Genomic DNA, 22,129 nt, shown 5'->3' with positions numbered 1-22,129 from the left:
CCCATGGCAAGGTCAGCCTGCATTTCTTTCCCTTCGGCGGCATCACACAGTCCGTGAAGTGGATAGAGCACTACCGTGCTCGCACCGACCCAGGCCCTTGAACATTCTGTGCGACGACCGCCTCTCTGGTGACATTGCGCCACCAGAGAAATATTCTCGCCAAATATAGTCATAAATTAGTCAGGGGCAAGACTCGGTATTGCCCTGACGCGTGAGCTTGCTAAAGTCGTAAATTGATACCTCAGCAAGCTTCAATTTTTTTGGGAATTTGTACAATAAAGTCGTAAATTCAATCACCTATTGCCCGCCGTCTTTATAGGCCGGCGGCAAGAAGCTGATTGAGTAGCCGGGCTCCGAGTTAGATTCTGTCATCCGTATCTACATCGGCATCCTGGGAGACGGCCAGCAACTGGCGATCGTCCTCGGCAGGGACCACTGTGCATCGAAACAAAGTTTGACACAAACTACGCAACTACAAAGTAGAGCAGCATTCTTGCAACAATAAAGTTTGACACAAACTTTCGGATCTCCGATATCGCCCTCGGCGCAACCAACTTCCCCACCTAAGCAAAGAAGCGGCCGGCTTCATGCCCCTGCGCCGCGCCGCTTAAAATCACTTTGCCGGATTCGCCCGTGTCTAATATTGTTCACTGCGCATTGGCGCGACCTAGTGACCTGCTCCCCGAAATTAGTACTGCAGGATGTAGAGTCTGCCTCTGAGAAGGCTACCCTGTTGGCGCCGACGGATTTTTGACCCAAGCTGCCGATTTTCGGTGCCCCATGTCCGTAGCCAGCAAACCCGCGTGCAGCAACGGTTCCAGATGTTTTGAGATGGGTCAGTTGGAATCGGCAGCCTTGCGCATGATGGCGGTGGGGAAGTGGGGCTGATGCAACAACGTTTACCGGCCCGTGACGGTTGGCGGGCACAGCGATTAATTCAACACCCTGTTAACTAGACGTTTCCAACTCTCTCCATCTCACTGCACCAAGTTCTCTGCATATCCAGGCTCTGCTTTAGTCTTCGAAAAAAAGGCTAGTGGCACCTCGAACAAAGCGAAAACCTTCTTGAGCTGTTGCTCGAGCTCTGCCCGCTTCATGACTTTGCTATTTCTTGAAAACATGAGGTGATAAATTGAAGCCCAAACAACAACAGCATCAGAGAAGCTGATCTTTACCGTGGGCCCAATCACGGAAAAGCATCCGCTCTTGGGAATTATTTCTGCCGCCAACTCCTTGTGCACCATTTCACAGGAGGACAAGAACAACCGTCGTCCCTCTAAGTGCGGTTGAAGTAGATCACCGAGTTCATCAAAGTCGATCTCCTCTTGGTTTGTCGTGCATAGACCTTCCTGATTGCCGTGCGCAGATATATGTAGGTAGCGGTAGCGAGATCTTCCAAACTCGTCAATCGCCTTTTCGAACTCCGCGCGTGTACGAACATAGTGATACTTCGGATTCTTCCCATGCAACCTCAAAATATGAGAGATCATCACGCCCTCGCATCGACCGTTGCCTTCGTCATCAGGATCCAAGCTCTCAATAATGAATACTTCCGGCAGCGTTTTCATAGGACTTCTTTCGCAAAATAGGTTCAGAATTTTCTTCTACCGAGTGCCTGTGAACTGCCAGCTACTCCTACTGAGTGTTGCCGAGGTTGCCACTGATAAGGCAGGTGCAGCAAAAGTGTGGAGGAGAATCCGTTGCGTGCAGTTTCATGAGAATAGAACCATTCAGCTTCCCGGACTTCGGCCAAATAGTACGTTTAGAAGTGTGAACTACTTTCGACCATCCCTTGGCTGAATAGTCCACGAGCATCTGACTCATGGGATGCTTGTGTACGTTCCCGGCGCCGACCGAAATAATAAGCTTCTGATTCCAACTCGCAGCAGGAAGGGATGTGCTGATCCCAGTAATGCCCCCCCCGTGGTGTGAGGCCATCAAGCTGGTGACGGTTACCTTGCCTGGCGGCGGCCGCAAGTGATCAAACGAGACATCGCCCGACAGGAGTATGGCATCGGGGCTACCACGTCGCATCACGTACCAGGTCAGGCTTTGATTGTTGCGATCTGTAGGTGATTTTCTAGGGTCCGTTCGAGTAATAACGCCAGCGAAAAACTTCACGCTTTTGAGTCTATTTGGCCAAAAAATGCGGTGTGGTAGCGCGGCAAGCAAACGCATGTGGGTAGGACCTAGACCCTTGGTGTTCTTAATGCGAGGCGGCTTCGGAACAATCCAAGGGCGATTCAGGGCTTCCGCCTTAAACGTCATCTTTGCTGCCTTTTTCCCGAAAACGTAGTCATGATTCGCCACAGCATAGGCCCAGTGATCGAAATCCCAGTGTGAAAGAATGACCGGAGCTCTGGCCGCAATCCGATAGTCACAATTTGCACAGGAATCTGGAGAAAAGAGCATGGGTGGGTCGATGGGACGCGTCGCACGGTTAAAGCTTGTCGGCCATCCAATATCGAAATAAATGATAGGGCGTCCGTGGACATCCACTAACGCTGTAGCGTTGCCTTGTCCGATGTCGTAGACAACTACGTTGCGGAAACCACAGTCAACTTGCGGCTTTGCCTGTCCAAGTATTTCAGCTATCTCTTTCTTTCGAGAGTTCAAACCAACAAGCAGCGACAACTTCGTCAGTGGAGGCTGGATGGGCGTTATTCCGCGAAGAGCGAATTGAGGAAGCTCTTCTTGCTCAGCCGAGCCACTCAACGATATGAACGATGCGCGAAAAGCACGATCCGGCGCAACAGAATGCTTCAGATCCATGATGGATAGGCTTATCCATTGCCCCGCAACCAGTTCGAAGCGGGACAGTCCGGAAGTTTGTGAACCAAGATCTACGCTAAGTAGCATCGTTTCATTGAAACTCTCGTCGAGCTCATCAATGTCCGCCCAAGACTTTCCTTTCAACTTGGCCGCTCCCTGCCGGGTAATGCAGTCGAGTATCACTACCTCACGGAGCCGGCCGTCTTGCCCCGCGATTGATACAACGTCATCGACCATCGCGAAATGCGTAGGAGAAAGCGAGTGTTCAAATTCGGATGGCATAGAAAGCCCTAGTAACAACCAGTTTGGGCCTCCATGGTAACAATTTCAACAGGGAAAATACTCTCGGTTTCTCACTTTGCCATGCCATTCATTGAGCCTTGCAAATTCCTCATACTTGACACACGATTCCAAGCAATTTTCACACCGCGCCAGGCAAAGAAAAATCTTTATGCATCATAACGCAGAAAGGCGATTCCATTTAGCGCGCACTTGATTTATGCTTGATCCCATTGATGCAACGGATGAGCGAGCGACAATGGCAACCAAGACACTTAAGACCGTACCAAAGATTTCCATCAGGATATGGCGCCCTATAATCGACAAGCTGGATGAAAAAATGGAGCTGGCATGCCTACGCCGCGATGCGTACCTCGCGCGAGTCCTGGCAGTCGAGCTCGACGCATTGGATGAAGAGGTCTCTATTCCAAACTCCCAAGCTAGCTACGAATTTGTATCGGCCAGCCTGAGTAAACTTGATCGCAAGCTCGTAAGCTTGGTATTGCCGCCAGATCTAATTGAGCGATTGAACGATGTCTGCAAACGAAAACGAATCGTGCGCGACGCATTCTTCAATAGAGTTTTTCTGCTGCTAGCCGCAGAATCTAGAGTTATTGATGCTCTTCTCTTCGCAGACGCGACGGGCAGTTGGCGTCGAGAGGTATGGGGGGAAAGCAAGCTTGACGGCCCCTTTTTTCAAAATGGCTTCTATCCACTTGCGCCAACAATTGATCCGTTCTGGGCGCTGCGGCACGGACTGGATATCTATTCGAGTAGCGCGAATGCCGAGGATTTCGTTGAGCACGCGAGCGGAAAGACGATACGTATCACGCGCGACATAACCGGCACGCCCATCCCAATTGACAGCCTGTATACGAAGATCTTCGAAAACAAAGTCGGGGGCCATGACCTACTAGGGCTGAGTTGCTACCTGTCGGACTCTCGAGTTCCTGGGGAGAGGGCGGAGTACGAACACCGGGTCAGACTTGATGAGATGTTTGCTGAATTGGGGGTATTACCGTGAACGCACAAAATTTCGGCCACTTGGATCAATCACGAAGCTCACCTGCAGGCCTGCTTGGTGAACTCGAACAGATTGATTCGGCACTTCGTGCGTCCAGGGACTGGATCGTCACGTTGGAGAAACGGCGCCAGGCAATTAGCGAAACAATGGAAAACCCATCGCCACAGCGAACCATTTCTCAACGAACTGCGGGAACAATTCGAATGGGCCTCGAGTTCAGCGGTGTCGTAATCGAACATTGGACTTGCATCGATATTCATCTTGACCTACTCCGGCGCTTCTGGATTGAGTACCCGGATAAGAGAGATGCGATGGCTATGGCGATGGCCGCTTTCGGACGCTCACGTTCATACGTGGCAAGGAATGTCACCGACCTTTTTCCAAATCAGCCGGTCGAATTTGCCAGAAAACACAGCAGGCTATTAGTAGATGACTGGTACGTGGATGTAAACCACAGTGTCGCGAGAATGGGTCGAATCTTGCCATGGGCGGTGCGTGCTGCAGGGCTTGTTTGGAATAAGGATGTGAAGGTCTATTGGCGCCGAACTCAAATGTGTTAAGTATGGCCGTGTAACGGAGTATCAACCCAAACTGAGAGCAATCAATGAGTTACATCTGCCCTGACTGCGTTGGCGAACCGGTCCTGCAATCCATAGTGATCGCCGAAGCCTCCGCTGAGAACCCATGTGAATACTGCGAAAGCGACCTGCCCACCGCAGCAATTTGGAGCATCGCGGAAAGGTGTGATAAGGCATTAGACACGTTCTACGAAGACTCTAGCCGAGCTATGGCCGTGGTTCTTTATGATCGAACGCCGGCAGGAGAGGACCTATCGACGACCATACAAGGCCTTGCTCGAGTCCCTGAATCTGCTGCTTCAGACATCATAGACGCCTTGCAGGAAATTGGTACGACCGGGATACTGGTGAAAGCAAATACGGCGATGACGAGCCATGGTTCATCTTACGCACTGAGATCGAGTCATCGCTACTCACCGAATGGGCCAAAATGGAGAGCAGTCTGCGGGGCGAGGCCAGGTATATAAATCCTAAAGTCACGGCATTTATGGAGTCGATATTTGGAGGAGTTTCGGACGATTATACGGAAGAAGGCACTAGCGTGCTAGTCGATGCGGGCCCCGGCACTGCCTATGAATCGTTCTCTCGGGCGCGTGTATTCCAATCCGAGCAGGAACTGACGAAAGCACTTCAACACCCCGAGAAGTTTCTTGGATCGCCTCCATCCGGCGTTGGATCAGGCGGACGGATGAATGCTGCTGGGCTTCCGGCTTTTTATGGGGCGACGAATACTCACACAGCGCTGGCCGAAGTTCGGCCCCCAGTCGGAAGCTCTGTCGTAGTCGCTACGTTTTCGGTGGTTCACCCATTGAAGCTACTGGATCTGAAATTACTGCGCCAAGTTCAATTGGCACAAACAGCCAGTCTTTTTGACGAAACTACTGAAGTGGCAGCTCAGCGGCGCGATTTTTTGAGGATGCTATCTGAGCGCATGACAGTACCCGTCGTACCAGAGCAACAGGATCACAACTATCTCATCACGCAAGTAGTTGCCGACTATCTCGCCATGCATCCAAACACATCGATCGATGGGATCATTTACCCATCCGTTCAGATCAATGAGGACGATGCTGAACAGAGTAGCGAAAACATAGTCCTTTTTCACAAGGCGGCTTTAGCGATGAGCGCAGACTCAGAAAGCCCCACAGCGGAAGCGGAACTTTGGGAGTACGCAGATGACGACGATGGCGCATACTTTTACCCAAAGATTTTTTTTAAGGAAACGAAGCCGCCGTATCCGTTTCAGCAAGAAGGATTTCATCCAAAGCCAGCCCTTCGATTGGTCGGCGAAAGCATTGAGATTCATCGAGTTCTTTCCGTCCAAATTCGCACGGATCGAACACCCATAAAAGTGGTAGTTGATCAAAATTCGCTGTTTGGAAGGTAGGCGCAACTGCGACTCGATGGCGGCGTCGATACAGCAACGCTGGCGTGCCTGCTGACATGACCGGTCTACCTGCAGGTAGGCGAATCTGGGTGGCCGCTGGCATCATCAATATGCGTGCCGGCATGAACGGCTTTGCTGCAAACGCGGAGAGTGCGTTGCCGGAAAGACCTAACACCGGCCATTGGTTCGTGTTGCCCGCCAGGAGCACTGAAAGTTCCTTGTCGGCGACGCTCTCTTTCGGGAGGCGAGCCAGCAGCGCGGGGGGCACCAGCACAAGCCCGATGCGCGAGTTGGCTAACCCTTTGTCGATGGCGCGCATCATCGGCACGCCGAGGCCAAGGTCCTTCTCGCTGAACCATACTTTGACACCAGCCGCCACAAGCAAATTGTGAAGCTCTTTGGCGGCCTCATTGCGGTCGTCCCACGCGTGGCAAAGGAAGACGTCACGCAGGTCGGGTTGCTCCACTGCTCGTTTCTCGACGTATTCGCGGACTGGTGTCAGTGTCTGCACCTCGGCGGCCGTGTACACCACGGACGAACCCGCGCGGGACCAGCGCGGCCTAGGACTACTAGACCCGCTAACGCTGCTTCGGCCTCCACCGCTGCTTCCCGCTGAGGAGTACGACGAAGGTGGATATGAATACGAACTATATACGCTACGCGGTGGCGCAATGTCGGAGGAACTTGATCGCTTGGCCGCCGTGGACGAATTCGTGCGGCTCAAGCTGTACGAGAAGTAGGCGATTGAGATCTCGTCGACGATAGCGAACAGATAGTTGATAGTTGCGGCGACTGATGGCAACCACACGCAGATTGCGCTCTGCTGCGGAGTTATAGATCTCCATCTAGTCGTCGCCGCAGTAGCGAGCCTGTGTCGGCCACGGAACCAGATCATTCCCATCGTTCACAACACCACGTATGCAGATCTCCGCAATGTCAGCCCAATGCTCGCCTCTCGAACCGGTCTGGACACTGCAGAAGAGTCAATGGCGGCGGTCGCGAAAAAAATCTCCGAATTGGTCACGATCTAATTTCATTTTTCACACCAAGCTTTTCCGGGCTTCCGGGTGTTTCAGCGAGTATGCGCACCACTAACTGCTGGGACGGATCCAACAGGTCAGGTGGTGGGAATGTGGACTTTCGCCGACGTGATTCGCCCGAATTCTAAAGACTAGACTGGGGACTATAAGACAGAGTACTTTTTTGGGATGCAGCAGAATGCGCGACTGCCAGATGGCTACCAATCGGGACGGAAGAGCGATGGCTACGGCTACTCGGATACGTTAAACCAGGCCACAAGTGTGGCCAGGGAAGTTACGCGGGATGCTGTTGGTTACCAGCCTAACGTCTTAGCTTGACCAGCCAGAATCCGAGTGATCTCTACCGAATCAGGAGAGAGACGGGATACGTTAGTGCGATTGTTTACAACCAGTTCCAAACGCGAGCGAACTGACATTGCCATGGAAACCGTCGCCGTCTTTGCCGGGCATTCTTCCACTTGGCTGAACTCGAAGTTCAGCGATAATTGCTTGTCGTCGTGAACATTGTTGAACATGTAAGCTCCCCCTGTGTAAGCACACTTACCTGCGCAAATTTCTAAAAGTCATAGATTATACATGACCTTGTCACTGGAATTCAGTCTAGCAGAATGCTAATTTCGTGCTCGTTCGTTACAAAAAAATTATAGTCTACGCAACATATCCTCGACAACATCGTCGGAGAGGACGACATCAACCCTCGTTTGCTGCACCCGAACCTTTGGTGCCAAGACCAGGTGGGGCGACCGGTGCCGCTGCGAGTGAGGCGACGACAGGCGCCGGCGCAGTGATCGGGAAGACCTCATCAAACAGCGTCGCTACTTTCACTTCAAAAACACGATGTGGGTCGATGTATTCATGAATAATTTTAATCGGGAACTCGCCACTGATCGTCCTGTTGGGCACGAAATCGCCGTTATCATTTTTCCGCGTGTCCCGTTGAAAAAAATCTGTGTACATGCGGGGGCCGACGCCGGAAAAATGAACAAATCTTAGTCTGGTGTGTTGCACGGGCGGATTGGCGGCGACAGAATCATTGTCGTGATCTAGAACCTCGATCGCATCCTTGTGCGCTTCCGGCGCAAGACTTTTCTCGTAGGGTTCAATATAGTAGACCTTGTCTATTCCCGCCGCGATGATGTGGCGAGCGCAGTTATGACAAGGGAAGGTTGTTGCGTAAAGGCTTCCTCCCACAGTCGACCCGCCGCCCCCGCGAGTCAAAGAAATAAGCGCGTCCATCTCGGCGTGCACTGCTCGCGAAAATTCTATTAGATCAGGAATACCCGACTGCTCGTAGACGAAGTCTGCAATCGCTGCGACATTCGCTTCCGCAATCTTCGCCATGTCCGCGTCCTTAAAGACCTCAGCAAACTTGGTTTCAATCCCCAGTTTAATTTTCGCAAATCGACGGTTTTTTTCAGCGTTGTTTTCGCAAATCTTGTGCGTCTTAAAGCAGCGATCATCCGTGGGATTTTCAGAGCTATAGAGGCCACCTTTATACTGTGGGACGTCATTGGTGCCCACCGCGATCAGTCGGCCCGAAACGTCCGTAATCGAGGCGCCAACCTGACGTGACAGGCAACTTGACTTCATGGCTGTTGAGTATGCTACGTACATGGCATGTTCATGCTTAGTGGGCGTGATCGCGTTATCACCGTGCGTCAAATGGATAAAGCGCTCGACCTGGTCGGTAACCAGTTTCTCCACTCCAAACGGATGATGGATAAAGTAATCGGCGAGTTTGAATGCCTTCTCCAATTGCTGACCAAACTTGTGGCCTTCCTTACGGTCACGGTTGACGACCTGGTCGATCAAATCCGGCTTCATGCCATCGTCCTTGAGCCGCGCTCTTCGATTGGCCTCCAAACTCATGACGCCGACGAGATAGAAATTATTCCGGTAAACCGTTCGGAGCAAGACAACCTCATCAGGATGCTTAATCTGGTCGATGAGGTAAGCAATCCTTGGCGGCTCTTTGGTCAGATCCTTTAACTCTGGATCAATCGCTAAGCGGTTTCGGCCTATCTGATTGATGGCGTACTTGGCCATGATGTCATGGCCGTGAAGTCTACGAAGTTCGTTGCCGCCACTCTGATATTTGAGATACCGATCATCCATATCCGATACAGGCACTGTCACCGTTTTATTTTCGATCTGGGCGGCTATAAAGGAACTCATCTTCACGCGGACAACTTGGTATCCTAGCTTGACCAACTGCTCTTCGAATTCAGTGACAATGCTCGGCAAGCCGGAGCCTACCGCGCCCATTACTCCAATCACAAACTCCTTGGACGCGCGGCTTTCAAGAAGCCCCACGACGGACCCCCGCGGTATGTTGCTCGTTCTCTGCGGGGCTTCTTTAATCTGGGCGCTCATCAATTTCTCTGTAAAATTCTAAGGCGACGATGACGTCGGAAATTTTTTAATTATCAATAACTAAAACAATTCTACCGTAATTTATTGACAAGAATCATTAAAATTGCATTCATGGCGTCGATGGCAGACTTCCTAGATTTGATTGGACGGAAGAAACGGGCCGGCTCGACGAATTGATCATTCGCCACGCGTCGGTAGCGGTCACGTGGTGAGTCCAAAAGAAGTATGACAATGCGGCATTTACGGTATTCTTCCTGCTCGAAACGCTGAACCAATCGGACTCGTAGGTTTCTTTCGGAGCGACTTTCGCAGGATGTCGATTGGATCTACGCATATCGCTTTCCCCCGCTGCGTTCACGCTGGCGGAACCGCTTCACGTATGCGCTGTCGGCAAGATCGTCCGGGCCGAAATCCAAGGCGCAGTTGGCTAACGAGGCGAGCGTGTTATCTGTCAATTTAAAGCCCTTGGGGAGCAGGCCATGGTTGTCCGCACTGTTTTCTTGGATGGCGGCAAGCAACGCCTTGAAGAAATCGGCTCGTGATGGGCGCGCGGCTGCCGTGGCGGCGGCGGTCAAGGGATCAGTGGTCTCCATGTCAGCATGTTGAGCATCAGAAGCTACTACTTGGAGAAATTGGCTCAACGACGGCCAATACTTGAGGTCGAACTGCCCGGAAAGGACATCTAGGCGTTCTTTGATATAGGACTTGAACAGGTAATTGTCTTCAGATGCAGCCTCGATAACGTCGCAGACGTGATAGTGCGTATTGCTGCTAAAGCCCGATGTGTTGTGCAAATCCGAACGACGTTCCAAGAGATCGACCAGCTCCGCCGCTTTGCCTGCAATCTGTTGATTGACGTCGGCGAGTTCATCGCGTGCAGAGCGTGCCTTTAAGATTTTATCGGGACTCCAGAACGCGGCCGTACTCAGAAGAACCTCCAAGAAAACCTTAAGGGCCGGGGGCTGCTTATGCAGCTTCTCGTGTAATTCCTCATAAGCCTCTTTCAGTTCAAGGCCACGCAAAAGCAATCGATCTGCCACCGCATTTTCACTTGGCAGAATGTGATGCTCGATGTTGTAGCGTTTTCCATCAATAAGGAGGTTTTCGCAGATTTGCAGTGGGGTCGTCAATTGGTGTGAGCTCATGGGCTGTCTGTGATGTTGGCCTCACATATGAGTCTGAAGTAATCAATGATGAGCAATGGACGGCATATGCAAGAAACTACGGTAGTTGGAATATCGAAGCCCGTCATTTTCCTGGCTCAGTATCGCGGATCTGGACACCTCATATTGGCAGCACTGGATTGTTAGACCTACGTTTATCTGAGCAGGCAAGGGCATCAAAAGAGCAGACTCTAGAGGAAGTTCTGGACGCCTTCATGTATCGCAACGCCAGCAAGGCTGACATCGAACACGCGACCACTGTATTAAAGGTGGAGGCGGCTCAACGCGTCAAAAAACTGGTCGCTGGTGCGAAGACGGAAACGCAAAGTGCACTTGAAAACTACGATGGTGAAAAGCCCACTATTTCTGAGACGCGCAAAATGGAGCAGCAAGGCAACGACGCTAGCGCTGAACGGCCAGCTGCAGACGCCTCGAATGACGAATGCGATGAAGCCTACGTCGAAATGATGCGAGGCGTTATTGCCAAAGCCACCCTAGGAGCAAACTCATGAATGTCTTGCATCCGAAGGACCCTTACGCAGGCAATGTGTTAGTTGAGAGGCTCGGTCCTATTCTATCTTTTCCGGAAACATTAAGGGCCTTAACGTATTTCCCGAAACTCCCACCCGACAACGTCGCTGACATCCCAGTACACATTCGTCTGCATCATCTTATGGCGCTTCGTGATCTGCATCTTCCATCACAAGAGGGTGCGCGCCTGCATCAGACAATCGATCTCATGATACGGCAAAGTTACCGATATCGGAATCCAGAATCAGCAGAAACCTGGAGGGCAATAGGCGGAGAGGCCAGTTCAAGTAAGTTGCTCCCCGCGCCGGCGGGCGCGGCTATGGTAACGGGATTTTCTGGCACGGGAAAAACGCAAGCGGTACTTCGCAGTTTGGCTACCTATTCAGATCAAGTTATCTATCACGAGCGCTTCCGCCATATGGCGGCAGGGCTACATCAGCTAGTGTACTTATCGACCGACGTCCCAGCAAGCGGGAAATCAGGTGACCTCGCAGCAAACCTAATGATGAGTTTCGATCAGGCGATGAACAGCTCCCGCTTTAGCGCAACGCTACAAAGAAAGCGAAATGACGGAATGAAGATGCTGGATGAATGGAAGCAGGTCGCCTCGTCTCATTTCTTGGGTATCCTTCATCTCGATGAAATTCAGAATTTTTTTAAAATCCCTACGCTTGAGCGGCGTCGTGCTGCAAAAAAATCTGAGCAGGGATTGGAACTCAGTATAGTGGAAGATTCACTGCTGAAGTCGATCCTGAACTTTACAAACACCTCGCAAATCGCTTTGCTGCTTTCTGGCACTCCCGATGGTGTCGGCGCCATGACTAAGCGTATCGCCACCACTCAGCGATTTGTAGCACAGGGGTATCACGCCTTCACTCAATTTTCCGGAAATGATGATCGAGAATTCCATAAGATCTTCTTTCCTACTTTGTGCCGATACCAGTATGTGAAGAAACCGATTCCCCATTCCGAGAACTTTGGGAACCTGATCATTGAACTCACAGCGGGAATTCCAAGGGTAGTCATTGCGCTATGGATTGCTGCACACCGCGTCGCTTTCGAGCGGAAGAAGAATGATGAACTCAGGCCAGAGGATTTCAGAAAAGCGGCGCACACATATTTATCTCCATTAATTCCTGCCATCGCATCGTTGCGGTCTCAGGACCCGAAGCTTATGCGGCACTTCGAAGACTTGATGCCTAGGGAGGATGGATTCTGGTCGACGTTTTGGAACGATGTGAAACGCACCTAATGCAAGCACTCTGCACCAGGGAACAAAATACTCATCCCAGATCATCATTTACGCAAGAGCCTCAATTCGTCGAAATTTTTCTGGAGTAAAAATGGGCAGCACATTACACCTATTTTCCGAAAGCCCACTGTTGACATGGATAGGGAGTGAGACTTTATTTAGCCTATCAAGCCGGTACCATTATTTCAGTGGCAGCAGATCCAATGATGCAACCTGCGTGGCATTATTCGGCCACTCCCGTAGAGGCTATCAGCATGATCTGCCGGCCGGGATCGAAGAATTCTGCCATCGCACGGAAGGACTTCTTGGCACAGCATCTGAAATTTGCACCCAACGTACGCTTCTGTGCTACTACTCGAAATTCATAAGTGAAGGCGATATGCTGGCGGCTGTATCAGCTATGCGCGGCACCACCGTCATGGGTTTAAAGTACAGGCTGGGAATTCTGACCAGCAGATTTCGTGCGCATCATCCTTTAAAAGCATGCCGGCGATGCATGGCTGAAGATCTCGCCGCGACAGGGTGGTCCTACTGGCACATTGAGCACCAGTTTCCTGGCGTCTGGGTCTGTGTAAAACACGATCACTTTCTTTTCGAGTCCACGGTCAAATCGAATGGAGTTGAGCGTTTCCTCTGGCATCTTCCAGATGCTGATAACTTTTTGCCAGCACCTCAGCTACCGCCAGAGACAAAAAGCGATTTGATGAAAAATCTTACTCGCTTAGCTCTCCTTACTAAATACCTAATAGAATCTAAAGAGATTGTACAAGTAGATCTGTCTTGCCTTCATATCCTCTATCAGGCAGAGCTACGCCGGCGTGACTCACTACGCTCAAATGAGCGCTTACCACTATTAAAAATTGCTGCAGAATTTGAAGCCCATGTCAGGCCATTTCGATACATGCCTGAATTCGCCGCTCTACCGGCCAATCCTGATCAGGCTTACTCTCAACTCTCAAGGTATCTTCGTTATCCTCGCACCGGTACCCATCCTTTGCGCCACCTCATCATTATTGACTGGCTGTTTGGCGATTACGAAAAATTTCTTAAAGCATACAGTGCGGGTATGTTATCGAGCATCTCAGATACAACGCTGCCATACATGGCGTTGGTATCGGAAGAAAAAGAAGATAGCCGAAGGGCAGAATTTTTCGCAGCAATTCAACAAGATCAATTGTCTCTAAGCGGCGCTGCGAAAAAGGTCGGAATAGAGGTAGCCACCGGCATGGCCTGGGCCACTCAACTCGGCATTGCGTGCAATCGACGCCCAAAAAAACTCGTACCGGCACGACGAGCATCTTTGATTGAAGAACTGCGCCTGGGGATAGATAAAGCCGAAGCCGCAGTTCGCTATCAAATCTCAGTAGGTACGGTTACACACGTCTTACGGACGGAGATTGGGCTTCACACCGTTTGGAAAAAAATCCGCCTTGAGTCGGCTTTGAGTTCGGCTCGAAGGCGTTGGGCACATCTAATTTCGGAGAATAGCGGTCTGGGCGTGAAATTTATTCGCAAACTTGAACCTGCTGTATACGCTTGGCTTTATCGAAACGACAGGCATTGGCTCTCCGAAAACTCAAACCCACGATCTAATCCTGATTCGTCTGGAATTCTGCGTGCACCATGGCACGAACGGGATGCCACCCTCAGTTCTGCAATCGCAAGCGCTGTTCTTAAATTGACTACTCGTCTCGGAAACAGGTCGCTGAAACTGTGGCATTTGTATCAGGAAATTCCCGAGCTACGAGCAAAACTATCGGCACTTCACCGATTACCACGCACTGCTGTTGCGATAGATAGGGCTTTAGGGGGTAAGGCAAGACGCTCGAATGTTCAGGCATTCGATCAGGCAAAGCTACTCGGAATAGATCCTGATCCTACTCAATCCAAAGAAAGAAACTGACATTGCTGATTCGACTTATACCCTTCGACGATGAACTAGACCGATCTTATTTAGGTCGTTTAATGCGGATAAATGGCGCTCAAAGCGAGACTGAACTACTAAATCTGATTGCACGGTGGGCAGGTTTTCCAGAGAAAACGCGCCGCCAATTACCCGCAATCGAACTACTTGCTTTAGCCAGTGGAATAGAATTACGTGAATTTGTACGAGCACACTCGACATTACCATATCGCCGAACCATTACATCTTATAAACCTAGCATTGAACATGGATGTCCTGAAAACAAAGACATGCTGTTCATTTCTGGAATGCGGCTTGCGCGCAAAGGAGCATATTTTTGTAAGTCATGTATTGATCATGATCATTTAAATGACGGAATGGCGTACTGGCGACGTGACCAACAATTACCAGGAGTTATGGTCTGCACCATTCATGCTGATCCTCTTCACCACATCGATAAAGACTCTAGCTTTCTTTTTTCACCATACAAATTTATAAAATTATCTAAAGTAATATCAGTGGAACTAGCAACATCGGCCAACAATAACGATACTACAATCCGGTTTCTTGCTATCGGGCGAGCCCTGATGTTTAATCCCGCCCCAATTGCACCAAATTTCGCCAAGCTTGCATTGCGTCGTCGAATATCAGAGTTAGGACTTCGTACTCATTGTGGTAATTCAGGTTCAGCTTTGGTAAGTGATTATATTTTGCAGGCTTACCCGCACACTTGGCTAGAATCCATAATTCCTGGATTAACGAAGAAAAAACAAAATACAGTATTCCACAAAATTGATGGAATTTCTAACTTCAGCAAATCCTCTTCATCTTCTGCTGCCTACTTACTAGTTGTAGCCGCCATTTTTTTCTCGGCAGAAGAAGCATTGCAAACTCTTAAATCAGGAACTCTTGCTCCCTTGAGACATAGTGAAAAAATAAGAAATGATATTTATTTAGATCTTCGCAATCGCTATATTCAATCGAGAGGAAGATACGACCTAATCTTTAGCGATCGCCTTCCAGAAAAATCTTTAATGCTAAACTTTATAAAATCACTCGGTTTTCCTGACTTACCGGATAACGGTAATTCTTCAACATTTATTGCGATGCGTTCATTTTTTTCAGAAGGAAAGTCTTTGGCAGAAAGTGTAAGAATTAGCCAAGTTTCAACGGAAAAAATTGAGGATCTAATTCGCCAAGTCGGAATCCATATCAATCTTATTTTAATAGAAATAGATAAAAATTAATAATTTAAAAATATCGGGGACCACCTCACCGAGGAAGAAAGGTGCGACTACTTGTTTAGTTTCTTGTGATCATATGCCTCGTCAAGCATGGCCCTGTTCCATGCCAGAGCCATGCTTGATGAGTTGATCGGCGGTTTTCTGCCGGGATCGTCCCACCGGTTGCAGCACATCGCATAGACTTCAGTCAATGAGCTCGCGCATTCATCCTAAGCCCGCAACGCCCTAAATATCCGGCAGGAAATCAAGGACTCTGGGCATATCCGACCGCGAGGCCGCCAAGGTCTTCAATATCACCCATGCCACGGCTGCCTTAAACAATTTACGACTTTAATGGGTAATTTACGACTTTAATACGCAATTTACGACATTAATTGCAAAGAATAAGAAAGGCACAATCCGCCCGGCTTACTCCACCGTCACCGACTTGGCCAGATTGCGTGGCTTGTCCACATCCGTGCCGCGCGCCAACGCCGTGTGATAGGCCAGCAATTGCAGCGCGACCACGTGCAGGATCGGCGACAGGTCGCCATAGTGCTCGGGCAGGCGGATGACGTGCAAGCCTTCGCCGGAGCTGATGCGGGAATCCACGTCGGCAAAAACGTACAGCTGGCCGCCGCGGGCGCGCACTTCCTGCATGTTCGATTTCAGCTTTTCGATCAGGGCGTCGTTTGGCGCGATGGTGACGACGGGCATTTCATTCGTCACCAGGGCCAGCGGGCCGTGCTTCAGCTCGCCGGCCGGATAGGCTTCGGCGTGGATGTACGAAATTTCCTTCAGCTTTAATGCGCCTTCCAGGGCGATCGGATAGTGCATGCCGCGACCCAGGAAGAGGGCGTTTTCCTTGCGGGCGAATTCTTCGGACCAGGCGATGATTTGCGGCTCCAGCGCCAGCACGGAAGCGATGGCGACGGGCAAGTGGCGCATGGCTTTCAGGTGCGCCGCTTCCTGTTCTTCGGAGAGGTGACCATTGACTTGCGCCAGGCACAGCGTCAGCAGGAACAGGCCTGCCAGCTGCGTGGTGAAGGCCTTGGTCGATGCCACGCCCACTTCCACGCCGGCGCGCGTGATGTAGGCCAGGGCGCATTCGCGCACCATGGCGCTGGTGGCCACGTTGCAGATGGTCAAGGTGTGCAGCATGCCCAAGCTGCGCGCGTGTTTCAGGGCGGCCAGGGTGTCGGCCGTTTCGCCGCTTTGCGAAATGGTGACGACCAGGGTATTCGCATTCGGCACGCTGTCGCGGTAGCGGTATTCGCTGGCCACTTCCACGCTGACGGGTACCTTGGCGATCGACTCGATCCAGTATTTCGCCGTCATGCCCGCATACGAGCTGGTGCCGCAGGCGAGGATCAGCACGCGGTCGATCTGCTTGAAGATTTTATAGGCGTCGTCGCCGAACAGTTCCGGCATGATGCCCGTCACGCCTTCCAAGGTGTCGCCGATGGCGCGCGGCTGCTCGAAGATTTCCTTCTGCATATAGTGGCGGTACGGGCCCAGCTCGGCCGCGCCTGTGTGCGCGTGCACGGTTTTCACTTCGCGCTCGACAGGCTTGCCGTCGACGTCGACGATCCAGCAGCGCGACAGTTGCAGGTCGACCACGTCGCCCTCTTCCAGGTAGATGATCTGGTCGGTCGTGCCGGCCAGGGCCATGGCGTCCGACGCGACAAAGTTTTCACCATTGCCCAGGCCGACGATCAGGGGCGAGCCCTGGCGCGCGGCAACCACGCGGTGCGGTTCGTCGCGACAGAACACGGCGATCGCATACGCACCGTCGAGGCGTTTCACGGCTTGCTGCACGGTCTCGAACAGGTCGCCGTTATACATGTGCTCGACCAGGTGGGCGATCACTTCCGTGTCCGTCTGGCTCTGGAAGACGTAACCGAGGGCCGTCAGTTCGGCGCGCAGTTCGTCGTGGTTTTCGATGATGCCGTTATGCACCAGCGCCACGCGGGCGTTCTCTTCCGTTGGGGAAAAGTGCGGGTGGGCATTGAAGGAGACAGGGGCGCCGTGCGTGGCCCAGCGCGTGTGGGCGATACCCGTAAAACCGCTCAAGCCTTCTTCGGCGATCTGCTTTTCCAGCTCGGCCACGCGCGAGGTGGAGCGCGAGCGCTGCAAGCGGCCATCCGCATGCAGGGCGATACCGCAGGAATCGTAGCCGCGGTATTCCAAGCGCTTCAAGCCTTCGACCAGGATGGGAGTGATATTACGTTGCGCTACTGCGCCGACGATGCCGCACATGGAAACCTCTGTCTAAAAATTCATCAATGCACGCATGCTAATGCAGAGTGCGTGAAATATGCTTTCTAAATCCGTGTATATTTGACTGAATATTTCATATCCATTTTAGCATGAAATATTATTTCATTTAAACTCTATATATTCTCCAATTCTTCAAAACCATGAGCGAAGACAACATTACCCTCGACGAAATCGATCGTCGCATCCTGAACGCCTTGCAAATTGATGCATCGCAAACCAACAGCGAGCTGGCGCAAGCGGTGCACGTCTCGGCGCCCACGTGTTTGCGGCGGGTCAAGCATTTACGCGAAAGCGGCGTCATCGAACGCCAAGTGGCCATCGTCGCGCCACAACTGGTGGGCGCGCGCCTGACGGCCGTCGTGGAAATCACGCTCGACGTGCAGGCGGCCGAGCGCATGGCGGAATTCGAGCAACTGGTGGCGGACGAGCCCGCCGTGCTGCAATGCTACCGCGTCTCGCCCGGACCCGACTTCGTGCTGATGGTGCAGGTGGCCGACATGCCCGCTTACCACGCGCTGGCGCACCGCTTGTTTGCCGCGCACGCGAATGTGCGCAACGTGAAAAGCTATTTTTCCACGTTTCGCAGCAAATTCGAGACGCGCATCGCTGTGTGAAGCAGACTGTAGAGAAGTTATCCCTGCTTATCCCCGACTTTCATCCTGCTTATACACAAGTTTATCCACAGCATGAAAAATCAAGGATATCCACGGCTGCCACATTCAGCCTCGCATGAGGCCTTTCAATAAATGTACGTCGGCTCTCGCATAAAACTTATCCCGTCTTATCCATGGCTTGTCCACGCCTTAAGCACAGGCTTTTGCACAGCTTTACCCACAGCCGGCACTAACAAACAGTCCTTGAATATCCTTCAAATACAATGATTTATGAGTTATTGAGCACTTGTCCTTAGATTAGACACAGGCTTATCCACAATCAAGATGAGCAGAAATCCTGAGCCATTTTGTCATCTGCGTAGTCTGGCTTGCAGACTGGAGCGGCAAGCCGGAGCCGATAACTTATCCCGTCTTTTCCAATGGTTTTTCACCGTTTATACGCAGCTTATACCGGGCTTATCCATCACTTGTCCGCATGCTTGTTCACATGTTTATCCACACATAACAGTACGGAAAAAATACGGGATGGGAAAAGTGGCGCGACTTATCCCGAGTTGTCAGTCAACTCTCCACAGGATTATCCACAGGCGTAAAAAAACGCCGCCAGCCCGGACAGGCTGACGGCGTCATGCGAACCGAGGGCGGTGCGCTTACTTCTTGATTTTCACGGGACGCGTCCAGCCGTCGATGGTGACTTGGCGTGCGCGCGAGACGGTCAGCTTGCCGGCCGGCGCATCTTTCGACAAGGTCGTGCCGGCGCCCAGAGTGGCGCCCTTGCCGACGGTGACGGGCGCGATCAGCTGGCTGTCGCTGCCAATGAAAGCGTCGTCTTCAATTACCGTGCGGAACTTGTTCACGCCATCGTAGTTGCAGGTAATCGTGCCGGCGCCGATGTTGACCTTCGAGCCGATGGTGGCGTCGCCGATGTAGGCCAGGTGGTTGGCCTTGCTGTGCGCGGCGATCTGGCTATTTTTCACTTCGACGAAGTTACCGATATGCACGTCTTCCGCCAGGACCGTGCCCGGGCGCAAGCGCGCATACGGGCCAATGATGGAAGCGGCACCGACGACGGCGTCCTCGATATGGCAGAAGGGCTTGATGTGTGCGCCGGCCGCCACCGTGGCGTTGATGAAGACGTTGTTGGCGCCCACGCGCACGCCGTCGCCCAGTTCGACTCTGCCTTCGAACACGCAGCCGACGTCGATGGTGACATCGCGGCCGCAAATGAGTTCGCCGCGCACGTCGATGCGGGCCGGGTCCAGCAAGGTCACGCCCCGCTCAAGCAGCGCTTGCGCGATATTGTTCTGGTGGATGCGTTCCAGCTGGGCCAGCTGCACCTTGCTGTTGACGCCCGCCACTTCCCACACGGCAGCAGGATGGGCCGAGGTGACGGCCACGCCGTCGGCGACGGCCTGGGCAACGATATCGGTCAAATAGTATTCCCCTTGCGCATTGTCATTCGACAAGGTCGACAGCCATTGCTTCAGGGCCACGGTGGGCGCGACCATGATGCCGCTGTTGATTTCCTGGATGGCGCGCTCTGCTGGCGTGGCATCCTTTTCCTCAACGATGCGCACGATGGCGCCGTGCTCGCGCACGATGCGACCCAGGCCAAAGGGATCGTCCTGTTCCACGGTCAGGATGGCCAGCTTATCGTTCCCAGCCGCATCCACCAGTTGCTGCAGGGAAGCGGCGCTGGTCAGCGGTACGTCGCCGTACAGGATCAGGGTCGGCACGCTGTCGTCCAGCAAAGGCAGCGCTTGTTGTACGGCATGGCCGGTGCCTAGCTGCTGCGCCTGCTCGGCGGCGTCGATCTGCACGGCATGGTTCACCTTGTAGCCGTCGAGCAACTTCAGCACCGCTGCGCCCCCATGCCCGTAAATCACGCATAATCGGGACGGCGCCAGCCCGCGCGCCGTGTCGATGACGTGCGACAACAGCGGCTTGCCCGCCAACGGGTGTAATACCTTGGGCAGTGCCGACTGCATGCGTTTGCCCATACCGGCAGCGAGAATGACAACGTTCATAGACCGTCTTTTATAAGTTAAGAATATGAAAAAGTTTAACACGCAGGCCCCATCTTCCACGCCCTTTAGCCGTTTTACTTATGCCGTGCTGGCCATCATGCTCGTCGTCATGGCCGGCTGCAGCGGCTTGCGCCTGGCCTACAACAATGGCGATACCGTGCTGTACTGGTGGCTCAACGCGTATGTCGACCTGGACCGCGACCAGAAAGGCTGGGTGCGCGAGGATATCGACAAGCTGTTCGACTGGCACCGCAAGACGCAATTGAAGGATTACGTGGAAATCCTGCGCACGGGCCAGAAGCAGCTGCAAGGCAATACCACGCAGGCGGACCTGATGGCCGACTACAGCGAGATCAAACAACGCACCCAGGCGCTGCTGCTGAAGGCGGCACCCGAACTGGCCGACCTGGCGCGCTCGCTCAAGCCCGAGCAGATCGCGCAGATGGAAAAGAAGTTCAAGTCGAACAATGATGATTACCGCAAGAAATACCTGAGCGGCGACCAGGAGAAGCGCCAGACGCTGCGCTACAAGAAAGCCATGGAGCAATTCGAACTGTGGTTTGGCAGCTTCAGCAGCGAGCAGGAAGCCATCATCCGCAAGGCGTCCGACGCGCGTCCCCTGAACAATGAGATCTGGCTCGATGAACGCATGCGGCGCCAGCAAAATGTGTTGAACCTGGTCAAGAAAGTCCATCAGGAAAAACTCAGCAAGGAAGCGACCGCGGGCTTGATCACGACCCTGATCAAGGACAGTTTCGAGCGCCTGGAACATTCGGAGCGCAAGGCCTTCTTCGATGCCTACGAAAACAGCACGGCGCAGATGGTCTTGACGGTGATCAAGATCGCCACGCCGGCGCAAAAAACCCACGCCGTCAAGCGCATGCAGGGCTGGATCGACGATTTCAATTCCCTGGCCACGCAAGCCAAATAGAGAGGCAGCGCCAGCAGGGGGGAGGGGGCCATATGCTATAGTGGCCGCCATCGAATTGAAGAAATCCCCATGCAAAAGAAGATTAAAAAACCCGCCAAAGTCCCCGTCCACCATGCGCCGCCACCGAACCAGGTGCGCATCATCGGCGGCCAGTGGAAGCGCTCCGTACTGCCTGTTTTGCAGGCACTTGGCTTGCGCCCGACGCCGGACCGCGTGCGCGAAACCGTGTTCAACTGGATCAATCACCTGCGCGACGGCGACTGGGCCAACGCCCAAGTGCTGGACCTGTTCGCCGGCAGCGGCGCACTGGGTTTTGAGGCGGCCAGCCGCGGCGCCGCCTCCGTCACCATGGTCGACACGCACACGCCCGTGATCCGCCAGCTGGAAGAAAACAAGACGAAATTGCGCGCCGACAATGTGCAACTGCTGCGCGGCGACGCCCTGCTGACGGCGCAAGGCCTGGCGGCGCGCGGCCAGCGTTTCGACCTGATCTTCCTCGACCCGCCCTACCAGCAGGATTTCCTCGCAAAAGTGCTGCCGCTGTGCGCCAACCTGCTCAAGGAAGGCGGCATCGTGTACGCGGAATCGGGCTTGCCGCTGGTCTTCGATGAAGCGAGCGCGCTGGAAAAGCCGGAGTGGATGGCGCCGTGGGAAGTCATCCGCGCCGACAAGGCGGGCACCGTTTATTATCATTTGCTAACTTACAACAAAGTGCCGGCAACTGCCTGAATCTGCCTATAAATGAGGCAAAA

General features: G+C 52.7%; 17 protein-coding genes and 1 pseudogene. 10 read left to right on the top strand and 8 right to left on the bottom strand.

Going from position 1 to position 22,129, the window contains the following annotated elements:
• Window positions 1-977: 977 nt before the first annotated feature.
• Together ASN89_RS17830 and ASN89_RS17825 are read right to left on the bottom strand one after the other, a co-directional pair.
• On the bottom strand, window positions 978-1,568 hold the full coding sequence (locus ASN89_RS17830) for a hypothetical protein (RefSeq protein WP_058050213.1): 591 nt from the start codon (window positions 1,566-1,568) through the stop codon (window positions 978-980).
• Window positions 1,569-1,635: 67 nt separating this feature from the next.
• Window positions 1,636-3,054 carry a hypothetical protein gene (locus ASN89_RS17825; protein WP_152988605.1) on the bottom strand — a complete coding sequence of 473 codons (1,419 nt, stop codon included), beginning with the start codon at window positions 3,052-3,054 and terminating at the stop codon, window positions 1,636-1,638.
• Between the two features lie 256 nt (window positions 3,055-3,310).
• Between ASN89_RS17825 and ASN89_RS17820 the strand changes: the two genes are divergently transcribed.
• From ASN89_RS17820 to ASN89_RS29860, 3 genes and pseudogenes are all read left to right on the top strand, one after another.
• On the top strand, window positions 3,311-4,075 hold the full coding sequence (locus ASN89_RS17820; protein WP_152988604.1) for a hypothetical protein: 765 nt from the start codon (window positions 3,311-3,313) through the stop codon (window positions 4,073-4,075).
• Entirely contained in the window at window positions 4,072-4,635 is a 564-nt protein-coding gene (locus tag ASN89_RS28720) for a hypothetical protein (protein ID WP_152988603.1), read from the top strand. The genes ASN89_RS17820 and ASN89_RS28720 overlap by 4 nt, the downstream gene beginning before the upstream one ends.
• Before the next feature lie 448 nt (window positions 4,636-5,083).
• A pseudogene (locus tag ASN89_RS29860) lies at window positions 5,084-5,770 on the top strand (RES family NAD+ phosphorylase); the annotation flags it as partial.
• Window positions 5,771-5,867: 97 nt separating this feature from the next.
• Here ASN89_RS29860 and ASN89_RS29520 read toward each other — a convergent pair.
• The 4 genes from ASN89_RS29520 to ASN89_RS17790 all read right to left on the bottom strand — a co-directional run bounded on the left by ASN89_RS29520 (window position 5,868) and on the right by ASN89_RS17790 (window position 10,598).
• Complete coding sequence (locus tag ASN89_RS29520; RefSeq protein WP_235502003.1) at window positions 5,868-6,551, bottom strand: toll/interleukin-1 receptor domain-containing protein; 684 nt, start codon at window positions 6,549-6,551, stop codon at window positions 5,868-5,870.
• Window positions 6,552-7,373: 822 nt separating this feature from the next.
• On the bottom strand, window positions 7,374-7,595 hold the full coding sequence (locus ASN89_RS28715; protein ID WP_152988602.1) for a hypothetical protein: 222 nt from the start codon (window positions 7,593-7,595) through the stop codon (window positions 7,374-7,376).
• Between the two features lie 175 nt (window positions 7,596-7,770).
• Window positions 7,771-9,453: an anti-phage dCTP deaminase gene (locus ASN89_RS17795; protein WP_058050208.1), complete on the bottom strand. Its 1,683-nt coding sequence runs from the start codon at window positions 9,451-9,453 to the stop codon at window positions 7,771-7,773.
• A gap of 326 nt (window positions 9,454-9,779) precedes the next feature.
• Window positions 9,780-10,598 carry a hypothetical protein gene (locus tag ASN89_RS17790; protein WP_058050207.1) on the bottom strand — a complete coding sequence of 273 codons (819 nt, stop codon included), beginning with the start codon at window positions 10,596-10,598 and terminating at the stop codon, window positions 9,780-9,782.
• Here ASN89_RS17790 and ASN89_RS17785 point away from each other — a divergent pair.
• The 4 genes from ASN89_RS17785 to ASN89_RS28235 all read left to right on the top strand — a co-directional run bounded on the left by ASN89_RS17785 (window position 10,589) and on the right by ASN89_RS28235 (window position 15,549).
• Window positions 10,589-11,128 (top strand): hypothetical protein, encoded by a 540-nt coding sequence (locus ASN89_RS17785; RefSeq protein WP_152988601.1) that lies wholly within the window; start codon window positions 10,589-10,591, stop codon window positions 11,126-11,128. The two genes, ASN89_RS17790 and ASN89_RS17785, sit on opposite strands and share 10 nt — an antisense overlap.
• Window positions 11,125-12,399 carry an AAA family ATPase gene (locus ASN89_RS17780; RefSeq protein ID WP_058050205.1) on the top strand — a complete coding sequence of 425 codons (1,275 nt, stop codon included), beginning with the start codon at window positions 11,125-11,127 and terminating at the stop codon, window positions 12,397-12,399. Before ASN89_RS17785 ends, ASN89_RS17780 begins: the two co-directional genes overlap by 4 nt.
• Window positions 12,400-12,490: 91 nt before the next feature.
• Entirely contained in the window at window positions 12,491-14,302 is a 1,812-nt protein-coding gene (locus ASN89_RS28240) for a TnsD family Tn7-like transposition protein (RefSeq protein ID WP_082654629.1), read from the top strand.
• A 2-nt stretch (window positions 14,303-14,304) separates the two neighbouring features.
• On the top strand, window positions 14,305-15,549 hold the full coding sequence (locus ASN89_RS28235; protein WP_161911780.1) for a TniQ family protein: 1,245 nt from the start codon (window positions 14,305-14,307) through the stop codon (window positions 15,547-15,549).
• Window positions 15,550-15,954: 405 nt separating this feature from the next.
• Here the strand turns inward: ASN89_RS28235 and glmS are convergent, their stop codons facing one another.
• Window positions 15,955-17,784: a glutamine--fructose-6-phosphate transaminase (isomerizing) gene (glmS, locus tag ASN89_RS17775; RefSeq protein ID WP_046681833.1), complete on the bottom strand. Its 1,830-nt coding sequence runs from the start codon at window positions 17,782-17,784 to the stop codon at window positions 15,955-15,957.
• Between the two features lie 161 nt (window positions 17,785-17,945).
• Here glmS and ASN89_RS17770 point away from each other — a divergent pair, with 161 nt between their 5' ends.
• Complete coding sequence (locus ASN89_RS17770) at window positions 17,946-18,419, top strand: Lrp/AsnC family transcriptional regulator (protein WP_058050204.1); 474 nt, start codon at window positions 17,946-17,948, stop codon at window positions 18,417-18,419.
• Window positions 18,420-19,069: 650 nt separating this feature from the next.
• Here the strand turns inward: ASN89_RS17770 and glmU are convergent.
• Entirely contained in the window at window positions 19,070-20,446 is a 1,377-nt protein-coding gene (glmU, locus tag ASN89_RS17765; RefSeq protein WP_058050203.1) for a bifunctional UDP-N-acetylglucosamine diphosphorylase/glucosamine-1-phosphate N-acetyltransferase GlmU, read from the bottom strand.
• A gap of 25 nt (window positions 20,447-20,471) precedes the next feature.
• Between glmU and ASN89_RS17760 the strand changes: the two genes are divergently transcribed.
• On the top strand, window positions 20,472-21,377 hold the full coding sequence (locus ASN89_RS17760) for a DUF6279 family lipoprotein (RefSeq protein WP_200969069.1): 906 nt from the start codon (window positions 20,472-20,474) through the stop codon (window positions 21,375-21,377).
• A 69-nt stretch (window positions 21,378-21,446) separates the two neighbouring features.
• Window positions 21,447-22,106 (top strand): 16S rRNA (guanine(966)-N(2))-methyltransferase RsmD, encoded by a 660-nt coding sequence (rsmD, locus tag ASN89_RS17755; RefSeq protein WP_152988600.1) that lies wholly within the window; start codon window positions 21,447-21,449, stop codon window positions 22,104-22,106.
• Window positions 22,107-22,129 lie beyond the last annotated feature (23 nt).

This window comes from Janthinobacterium sp. Ant5-2-1, assembly GCF_001445815.1.
Taxonomy (GTDB): Bacteria; Pseudomonadota; Gammaproteobacteria; order Burkholderiales; family Burkholderiaceae_D; genus Janthinobacterium; species Janthinobacterium lividum_E.
Note: the sequence above shows the minus strand (reverse complement) of the source record. Positions and strands in the feature narration are given on the sequence as shown.

What these genes read in the sequence shown, in the direction of transcription:
- ASN89_RS17830 (WP_058050213.1), bottom strand. Translation starts at nt 1,568, where the DNA reads ATGAAAACGCTGCCGGAAGTATTCATTATTGAGAGCTTGGATCCTGAT.
- ASN89_RS17825 (WP_152988605.1), bottom strand. Translation starts at nt 3,054, where the DNA reads ATGCCATCCGAATTTGAACACTCGCTTTCTCCTACGCATTTCGCGATG.
- ASN89_RS17820 (WP_152988604.1), top strand. Translation starts at nt 3,311, where the DNA reads ATGGCAACCAAGACACTTAAGACCGTACCAAAGATTTCCATCAGGATA.
- ASN89_RS28715 (WP_152988602.1), bottom strand. Translation starts at nt 7,595, where the DNA reads ATGTTCAACAATGTTCACGACGACAAGCAATTATCGCTGAACTTCGAG.
- ASN89_RS17795 (WP_058050208.1), bottom strand. Translation starts at nt 9,453, where the DNA reads ATGAGCGCCCAGATTAAAGAAGCCCCGCAGAGAACGAGCAACATACCG.
- ASN89_RS17790 (WP_058050207.1), bottom strand. Translation starts at nt 10,598, where the DNA reads ATGAGCTCACACCAATTGACGACCCCACTGCAAATCTGCGAAAACCTC.
- ASN89_RS17780 (WP_058050205.1), top strand. Translation starts at nt 11,125, where the DNA reads ATGAATGTCTTGCATCCGAAGGACCCTTACGCAGGCAATGTGTTAGTT.
- ASN89_RS28240 (WP_082654629.1), top strand. Translation starts at nt 12,491, where the DNA reads ATGGGCAGCACATTACACCTATTTTCCGAAAGCCCACTGTTGACATGG.
- glmS (WP_046681833.1), bottom strand. Translation starts at nt 17,784, where the DNA reads ATGTGCGGCATCGTCGGCGCAGTAGCGCAACGTAATATCACTCCCATC.
- ASN89_RS17770 (WP_058050204.1), top strand. Translation starts at nt 17,946, where the DNA reads ATGAGCGAAGACAACATTACCCTCGACGAAATCGATCGTCGCATCCTG.
- glmU (WP_058050203.1), bottom strand. Translation starts at nt 20,446, where the DNA reads ATGAACGTTGTCATTCTCGCTGCCGGTATGGGCAAACGCATGCAGTCG.
- ASN89_RS17760 (WP_200969069.1), top strand. Translation starts at nt 20,472, where the DNA reads ATGAAAAAGTTTAACACGCAGGCCCCATCTTCCACGCCCTTTAGCCGT.
- rsmD (WP_152988600.1), top strand. Translation starts at nt 21,447, where the DNA reads ATGCAAAAGAAGATTAAAAAACCCGCCAAAGTCCCCGTCCACCATGCG.